The 8,090-nt window shown below is 43.9% G+C and carries 7 protein-coding genes and 4 pseudogenes; 3 read left to right on the forward strand and 8 right to left on the reverse strand.

Features of this window, described 5'->3' with window-relative positions:
• On the forward strand, positions 1 to 306 hold a 306-nt coding region (locus tag BHE85_RS06975; RefSeq protein ID WP_032232747.1), incomplete at its 5' end, for an integrase core domain-containing protein.
• A gap of 42 nt (positions 307 to 348) precedes the next feature.
• On the opposite strand, the pseudogene BHE85_RS06980 reads toward BHE85_RS06975, so the two are convergent.
• From BHE85_RS06980 to hiuH, 6 genes and pseudogenes are all read right to left on the reverse strand, one after another.
• A pseudogene (locus BHE85_RS06980) lies at positions 349 to 537 on the reverse strand (IS3 family transposase); the annotation flags it as partial.
• A 902-nt stretch (positions 538 to 1,439) separates the two neighbouring features.
• A pseudogene (locus BHE85_RS06990) lies at positions 1,440 to 1,970 on the reverse strand (cytochrome b).
• Positions 1,971 to 2,312: 342 nt separating this feature from the next.
• Positions 2,313 to 2,963 (reverse strand): metal-binding protein ZinT, encoded by a 651-nt coding sequence (gene zinT, locus BHE85_RS06995; protein WP_001007759.1) that lies wholly within the window; start codon positions 2,961 to 2,963, stop codon positions 2,313 to 2,315.
• Between the two features lie 256 nt (positions 2,964 to 3,219).
• Positions 3,220 to 3,855, reverse strand: coding sequence for a protein-methionine-sulfoxide reductase heme-binding subunit MsrQ (gene msrQ / locus BHE85_RS07000; RefSeq protein ID WP_001240105.1), 636 nt, complete (start codon positions 3,853 to 3,855; stop codon positions 3,220 to 3,222).
• A complete protein-coding gene (msrP, locus tag BHE85_RS07005) occupies positions 3,856 to 4,860 on the reverse strand; it encodes a protein-methionine-sulfoxide reductase catalytic subunit MsrP (RefSeq protein ID WP_000740100.1) in 1,005 nt (334 codons plus the stop codon).
• A gap of 108 nt (positions 4,861 to 4,968) precedes the next feature.
• Positions 4,969 to 5,346 (reverse strand): annotated as a pseudogene (hiuH, locus tag BHE85_RS07010) (hydroxyisourate hydrolase); the annotation flags it as partial.
• A 149-nt stretch (positions 5,347 to 5,495) separates the two neighbouring features.
• On the opposite strand from hiuH, the gene hprR reads away from it, so the two are divergent.
• Both hprR and hprS read left to right on the forward strand, forming a co-directional pair.
• Positions 5,496 to 6,167, forward strand: coding sequence for a response regulator transcription factor HprR (gene hprR, locus BHE85_RS07015; RefSeq protein WP_001339045.1), 672 nt, complete (start codon positions 5,496 to 5,498; stop codon positions 6,165 to 6,167).
• Positions 6,167 to 7,525 carry a two-component system sensor histidine kinase HprS gene (gene hprS / locus BHE85_RS07020; RefSeq protein WP_000826744.1) on the forward strand — a complete coding sequence of 453 codons (1,359 nt, stop codon included), beginning with the start codon at positions 6,167 to 6,169 and terminating at the stop codon, positions 7,523 to 7,525. Before hprR ends, hprS begins: the two co-directional genes overlap by 1 nt.
• Before the next feature lie 107 nt (positions 7,526 to 7,632).
• Here the strand turns inward: hprS and BHE85_RS07025 are convergent.
• A pseudogene (locus BHE85_RS07025) lies at positions 7,633 to 7,821 on the reverse strand (glyoxalase III HchA); the annotation flags it as partial.
• An 8-nt stretch (positions 7,822 to 7,829) separates the two neighbouring features.
• A partial coding sequence (locus BHE85_RS07030; RefSeq protein ID WP_000317683.1) for an IS1 family transposase occupies positions 7,830 to 8,090 on the reverse strand: 261 nt, incomplete at its 5' end.

Raw genomic sequence — 8,090 nt, forward strand, 5'->3', positions numbered from 1 at the left:
AAAGGTTCTCAGTATGTATCGCTGGCCTACACACAGCGGCTTAAGGAAGCCGGATTACTGGCATCAACAGGAAGTACAGGCGACTCGTATGACAACGCGATGGCGGAGAGCATCAATGGTCTTTACAAAGCGGAGGTAATACACCGTAAGAGCTGGAAAAACCGTGCAGAAGTGGAACTGGCCACACTCACGTGGGTGGACTGGTATAATAATCGACGATTGCTGGAAAGGCTGGGCCACATCCCTCCGGCAGAAGCAGAAAAAGCTTATTATGCTTCTATCGGAAACGATGATCTGGCAGCCTGAGTTCACAGATAAAACACTCTCCAGGAAACTTGGGGCGGTTCATTCTGGTGTTATCGGAGAGGCTTTTGGTGTTTTGCCCTGACGCTCATCACGCAGTTGTTTGCCCCATCTTGTCATTGTGGAAAGGCCAACATCCATAGCTTTGGCGGCATCTGCCACCGTGTATTTCTGGTCAACAACCAGTTGAGCGGATTCGCGTTTAAACTCTGCGCTAAAATTTCTTTTTTTCATTGGAGCACCTGTGTTGTTCTGAGGTGAGCATATCACCTCTGTTCAGGTGGCCAAATTCAGTGTGCCACTTCAATAAGCTGAGAAAAAAGCGTGCTTTCCCAATCTGGGGCAAATCACGTCTGAATGACACCTGAAAACAGGTGGTGGACTCAAGAAGGCTTGGAATATTCTTCTTTAATGTTATGTAATTCATTGATTTTTCGTGTACGATTTTAAGACATTTTTTCCAAGAAAAAATTTTTAACTCTTTGATTTTTCGACTCTGTATCATCGGTCTCGAAAACCGGAGTAGGGGCAACTCTACCGGGGGGGCAAATCCCCCTCTCTCCGCCACTTTATCAATGACTTATCTCCCGACTTCCCGCCTTACTTTTCCTAAACAGAACAATCGTAGAATATTCTTGAAGGGTTAGATCGTCACTGTTTTCTGTTCGATACTGTGACATTCAGCACTTGATTCGCTATGGATCTGACAGGAAGCTTTCGAGCGAAAATGTGCAGTTATTCAGTCGTTTTCTTATCGCTCACCATTATTCTTTTAGACATTCATCCTATGAAACTGCCGCAAAGTTGGTGGTGGGAACTGAAGTTGCGTAGAGAAGGGGTCAATAATTGAGTCAAAAAAGGAACGCGGCCGTCAGATTAAAGCCGCGGGACAAAGTCCATAATTTCCAAGAGTTGTTGAATTTCCCAGCTTTTTTGAAAGCCTTTGTATCATACTAACAAGTAAAAAAGGTTTAAATACCAAAATTAACCTGTATTTTTGATAAGTCTTACCATTGTACGATTTACACAGTTTCTGCTCCTCCTTGTTGATAGTGGAAAGGGTGCATTGTGCACTTGCGTAAACATTTATGACGCGTTGATGTCCATGGTTCACATTTCCTTGTCAGGGGATCGACTTATTTGCGGCGAGGCATCATTCGTAACAGAGTATTATCTTTCTGAATGTAGTGATGAAAGAGTGCTGCGCCAGCGTGAGCTGCGATTAAAAAGTAACCTATATTTGCCCAGGTTTCGTGAATATTTTATATCAGTGCTTTAATTTCGCTGTTTGGGGTAACAAAGGGAGACACATTGAAACCAAGGAAACTCCACGATTTTCCACTGTAAGCCATCAAAGCAATCCCCAGCAGAGGAAGTGCAAGGAAGGTTATATAAAGCATGATGTGCATTAGCGAAGCCGCTTTCATTTGCCAGGCAGGTGGCGGTGGCACAATAGAAGGATCACTATAACGGTGTTTTATAATCAGGCGTGAAAACATTAACACCCAAACGAATATACCCGCATTGTAATGTGTTTCTCGCATCAGCAGATAAGTACTACTACCTTTAGGAAACCAGCCACGGAGTTCCATCGCGGCATAGGTTATTGCAACGAAAAGCAGCGTTATCCAATGTAAATAAATTTGAGTTTTTGAGAATCGGTTCATTTTTGTAGCTCCTGTAATTTTTACAGTCAAGCTATCCCACGAACCTTAAAAATTCCTTATACAGATGTGATTTTAAGAATTTGTTATTTAAAAAATTGATAGTGCACATTGTAACCAGCCAATATAAGCAATGGCGTGAGCACAGGTATCTTTCTCTGTTGGCCGTATTGTGTATGGAATCCGTTATTGGTTAACTCAATGCGGGTTAGCTTATTAATATACAGACACGTCATAGTGATGAGCGTGTCTGTAGCTAGCTTGCGTTCAGTGGCGTTTGTGGATGGACCAGTGGCAGTTATGATGACTTACTAAAGCGGCATCGAGGCGTTATCATGAGAATACTCAATGAGACATCATTTCCTCGACCACTTCTTCGCTACTCAACTGATATGGATAATACGTTGGCCAGTTTTCCATTTCATTTAATAAAGATTGCTGTGAATCATTACCCATAAAAATGTGAAAATGAGATGATTTTCGTGGTGCAATTATATGATCGCTAAATTGTATATATTTAGGGGCTTTGCTTTCAGGATCTTTACATTCGAATAAGTAACGAACGCCTTTCTTGCCTGATTTATAGGTGAGTATTTTGTATCCATCGTAATCATATTTACAGGATGTTGTTTCATTATTTCTATGGAATTCAACAATGCCGTCCTCAATGCCAATCATCTCGATATCTGTTGCATAACCTTTGTGATAATAATCTTTAATTTCAGCAAATGTTTTAGTTTTATCTGCATCCGCTTTCTTCTGAAAGACGGGGTCAAGTTTGCCACTTTGCAGTAAAGGATAAACGGATTGCCAGACCCCATCCCAGTCACTGAGCGTTCGGTTTTGTACATTGGCATCATCAAAAACACCATTAGCAGCTTTTTGTTCGACCTCTGTTAAGGGTTTGCCGTGTGAGTGATGACCATGCGAAAAGGCAGGAGCGCTAACAATAAAGACACCTAACGCAACAGCCAGTTTGTGAAGACGAATCGCCAAAACAGTTTCCTCCAGAGTCATTGTATATGATGTGTAATGTTATATTGTAACATATGGCAAAATGCAACAACTCTTAGGAGATGAGAGCATAGTTTTCTCAGGTGTACTTATCTATCTTATTGAAATAAAATGAATTATATTGATAATTTGAGGTTGATGACAAACGAAACATAATCTGATGTGATCTGCGTAGGCCGGATAGGGCGCTCGCGCCGCATCCGGCAGGGATAACGCGTACTTTGTCGGCAATATGAAGTTATACAGATAATTTGTTGTGAACCTGCTTGCGTAACCGGTTAAAAAGGGAACGCAACTTCTTATACCGTAAGGCTAAAAGCAGTACAGCCAGCCCAGCGTAGATGAGCGGCTGCGGTGAAATAATCTTCACTGACCACAGATAATGTATTGGGGCCAGGATCGCGACAAGATAGACGAAATTATGCAACTGTTGCCAGTGCTTGCCGAGTTTTCGCTGCATCGCCTGGGTTGAAGTAAACGCTAAAGCAAGCAAAATAACCCAGCTGATAATTCCTAACGTTAAATAAGGCCGGGTAATTAACTCCTTGCCTAATAACGCCAGATTATTCACGCCCAGCTCCAGCAATGCGTAACTGGTTAAATGCAGTGTCGCCCAGGCAAAGCACCATAAGCCTAACAGGCGGCGAGTGCGTATCAATAACGGCTGTTTTGCGTAGCGTGCCAGAGGTGTGATTAACAAGGTCGCCAGCAAAAATTTCAGTGCAGTGCGACCGGTAAAATGCTGAATATCTTTCACCGGATCGGCACCCAGTCCACCGTGATTGATCGCCCAGACCAGCCAGAGAAACGGCAACAATCCGGCAAGATGCAGGCTAACTTTCAGCCATGTCACCTGTTTTGCTGTCAGACGCATTCAGAAATTCTCCCGCAAATCCAGGCCACGATACAGCGATGCCACCTGGTCGGCGTAACCATTAAACAGTAGCGTTGGCTGGCGCTGAACATCGAGGATGCCGCCTGAACCAATAAATCGTTCGGTAGCCTGTGACCAGCGCGGGTGATCAACATGCGGATTAACGTTGGCGTAAAAACCGTATTCGTCAGGCGCTGCCAGATTCCAGGTGGTTGGCGGACGCTCGCGGGTCAGCTTAATACTGACTATCGATTTAATCCCTTTAAAGCCATATTTCCACGGCACAATCAGTCGTACCGGCGCGCCATTTTGTGGCGGTAACGCCTTGCCATAAACACCCACGGTCATCAGTGTGAGCGGATGCATTGCTTCGTCGAGACGCAATCCTTCGACATAAGGATATTTCAGCCCGCCGCCGATAAAGCGGTCCTGCTGGCCTGGCATTTGTTCCGGTGCATAAATTGTTTCGAAAGCGACATACTTCGCATTGCTGGTGGGTTCGGCAAGCGCCAGCAATTTGTGCAGCGGAAAACCAATCCACGGCACCACCATCGACCATGCCTCCACGCAGCGCATACGATAAATACGCTCTTCCAGCGGGAAGCGACGGGTTAAATCATCGTGATCGAGGGTCAATGGTTTTGCCACTTCGCCGCTGATTTTCAGTGTCCATGGATCGGTTTTCAGGCTACCAGCATTAGCGGCGGGATCGGCTTTATCCAGCCCGAATTCATAGAAGTTGTTATAACCGGAGACTTTATCTACTGGCGTCAGTGGCAGGTTATTTTGCCAGGCGGCAGGCTTGCTGAACTCCAGCGGTTTTCCGGCGGGGGCGGGCGGGCGATCGTTCCCTTTAAACCAGCTAAGCAGATCGGCATGCGCAGCGTGAGGCAAAGAAAGTGCAGCTGCACTGATGCCCAGTGCTTTTAACACCTGCCGACGCTTCATAAAGAATACCGACTCGGCCGTAACATCTGATTCTTTTAAAAATTGATTCTTTTTCATAAGCCATCACACTTTTTTGTCGTTAGCCAGCAAGAGCCGTTTACTGTTAATCTGTCAGGGAGTGTCCTCCCTAACAGTAGCAGAGATCTGCTTTTACATATTTATGCATTAACTGCCACGATAGGTTGAATACCCATATTGGCTAAGTAATAAAGGCACATGATAATGCTCGTTCACTTTATTAATATGAAATTCAACGGGGATCTCAGGGAAGAAACTTTCAAGATTTTGTTTCTTGAAATAGTCCCCGGTTTTAAATACGACACGGTAATCGCCCGTAGTTGCAGTTTGCTCGGGCCACAGTGCTTTAATTCGTCCATCCTTATCTGTTTTGGCGGTATTAAGTTGTAACCAGCCGTTATCCGCCTTCTTTTCAAGAGTGACTGTCACGTCAGCAGCGGGTTTTCCGGTTTGCTGGTTCAAAATGTGCACGCTAAGAATGTTTTGTTGTGCGGCATAAACCAAAGAAGGTAATGAAAATGCTGCAAATAACGCTTTAACATGTTTATATCCTTGTCATGTGAATGAGTTTTGAGGATAGCGAAAAAGCGGCCAGGGTAACCTTACAGCAGCATTACAATTTTGTAATGAACCAGGCTGTTTCTATAACATATGATTTATGGCATATTATTTTCATGAAGATTTTACTTATTGAAGATAATCAAAGGACCCAGGAGTGGGTAACGCAGGGGCTTTCCGAAGCGGGTTATGTCATTGATGCCGTTTCTGATGGCAGAGATGGGCTTTATCTTGCGCTGAAGGATGATTATGCATTGATAATTCTGGATATTATGCTTCCGGGTATGGATGGCTGGCAGATCTTACAAACGTTAAGAACAGCAAAGCAAACCCCTGTTATTTGCCTTACTGCAAGGGATTCTGTCGATGACAGAGTCAGAGGGCTGGACAGTGGAGCAAATGATTATCTGGTAAAACCTTTTTCATTTTCTGAGTTGCTGGCAAGGGTTCGGGCACAATTAAGGCAACATCACGCTTTGAATTCAACATTAGAAATCAGTGGCTTAAGAATGGACTCTGTAAGTCAAAGTGTGAGCAGGGACAATATCAGTATTACACTGACGCGCAAGGAGTTTCAGTTACTTTGGCTACTGGCCTCCAGAGCTGGCGAAATTATACCCAGAACGGTTATTGCGAGTGAAATTTGGGGAATCAACTTTGATAGTGATACCAATACGGTGGATGTCGCCATTCGCAGGCTCCGCGCAAAAGTTGATGATCCTTTTCCTGAAAAGCTAATCGCCACAATCCGGGGGATGGGCTATTCATTCGTAGCGGTAAAAAAATAATGAAAAGATTGTCTATAACCGTCCGTTTAACCTTGCTTTTTATATTGCTGCTGTCTGTTGCTGGCGCTGGAATTGTCTGGACTCTCTATAATGGCCTGGCAAGTGAGTTGAAATGGCGCGATGATACAACACTCATTAACCGGACAGCACAGATCAAGCAGTTGTTAATTGATGGGGTAAATCCAGATACGTTACCTGTATACTTTAACCGGATGATGGATGTTAGTCAGGATATCTTGATCATTCATGGTGATGGCATCAATAAAATTGTTAACCGGACAAATGTCAGTGATGACATGTTAAATAACATACCTGCTAGTGAGACAATCAGCGCAGCTGGCATTTACAGAAGCATTATTAATGATACTGAGATTGATGCTTTACGAATTAATATTGATGAAGTTTCGCCATCATTAACGGTTACTGTGGCTAAATTGGCTTCAGCTAGACATAACATGCTTGAACAGTATAAAATTAATAGCATTATAATTTGCATTGTCGCCATTGTACTTTGCTCAGTATTAAGTCCGCTGTTAATCAGAACGGGATTACGAGAGATCAAAAAGTTGAGTGGTGTAACGGAAGCGCTGAATTATAACGATAGCCGAGAGCCTGTTGAGGTTAGCGCATTACCGAGAGAACTAAAACCTCTTGGGCAGGCGTTGAATAAAATGCATCAAGCCTTAGTCAAAGATTTTGAACGCCTAAGTCAATTTGCTGACGATCTCGCTCATGAACTTAGAACGCCCATTAATGCATTACTGGGTCAGAATCAGGTTACGCTCAGTCAAACCAGAAGTATCGCTGAATATCAAAAAACAATTGCCGGTAACATTGAAGAGTTGGAAAATATTTCGCGGTTAACAGAGAACATACTGTTTCTTGCCCGGGCAGATAAAAACAATGTTTTGGTGAAACTGGACTCGCTTTCTCTCAATAAGGAAGTCGAAAATTTGTTGGATTATCTTGAATATCTTTCAGACGAGAAAGAGATTTGCTTTAAGGTCGAGTGCAATCAGCAAATCTTTGCGGATAAAATTTTACTGCAACGAATGTTATCGAATCTTATTGTTAATGCCATTAGATATTCACCAGAAAAATCGCGTATTCATATAACCAGTTTTCTTGATACCAACGGCTATCTTAATATTGATATCGCCAGTCTTGGAACGAAAATACATGAGCCTGAAAAACTCTTCCGTAGATTTTGGCGGGGAGATAATTCGCGTCATTCCGTAGGTCAGGGACTTGGTCTTTCTTTAGTCAAAGCGATTGCCGAATTGCATGGGGGAAGTGCTTCATATCACTATCTCAATAAGCATAATGTGTTCCGAATTACGTTACCGCAAAGAAATTAACATAGGGCTTCAGTACGCCATAAATTAACCGTGAAAAAACGCAGCCACGTCGTGAGTACTAACGCGGCTGCGATTAATTATGCGCTTACATTCAAACGTAACAGGGATTAACCCGCGTAAGCTGCCAGCATTTCCTGCGCCGCCAGTTTACCCAACGCATTCGCTGCGAAAGGACTGTCGCCGGTGAGAAGTTTACGGTCCTTATGTACTCGCCCGGTGATGTCGTCATTAATGATGTTCATGCCCATTTTCTTCAGCTCTTCGCCGAAGTACCAGGTGAGATGACCTGGGTAATGACTCCAACTTACTGATAGTGTTTTATGTTCAGATAATGCCCGATGACCTTGTCATGCAGCTCCACCGATTTTGAGAACGACAGTGACTTCCGTCCCAGCCTTGCCAGATGTTGTCTCAGATTCAGATTATGTCGCTCAATGCGCTGAGTGTAACGCTTGCTGATAACGTGCAGCTTTCCCTTCAGGCGTGATTCATACAGCGGCCAGCCATCCGTCATCCATACCACGACCTCAAAGGCCGACAGCAGGCTCAGAAGACGCTCCAGTGT

The organism is Shigella sp. FC1567 (genome assembly GCF_001743015.1).
Taxonomy (GTDB): Bacteria; Pseudomonadota; Gammaproteobacteria; order Enterobacterales; family Enterobacteriaceae; genus Escherichia; species Escherichia coli.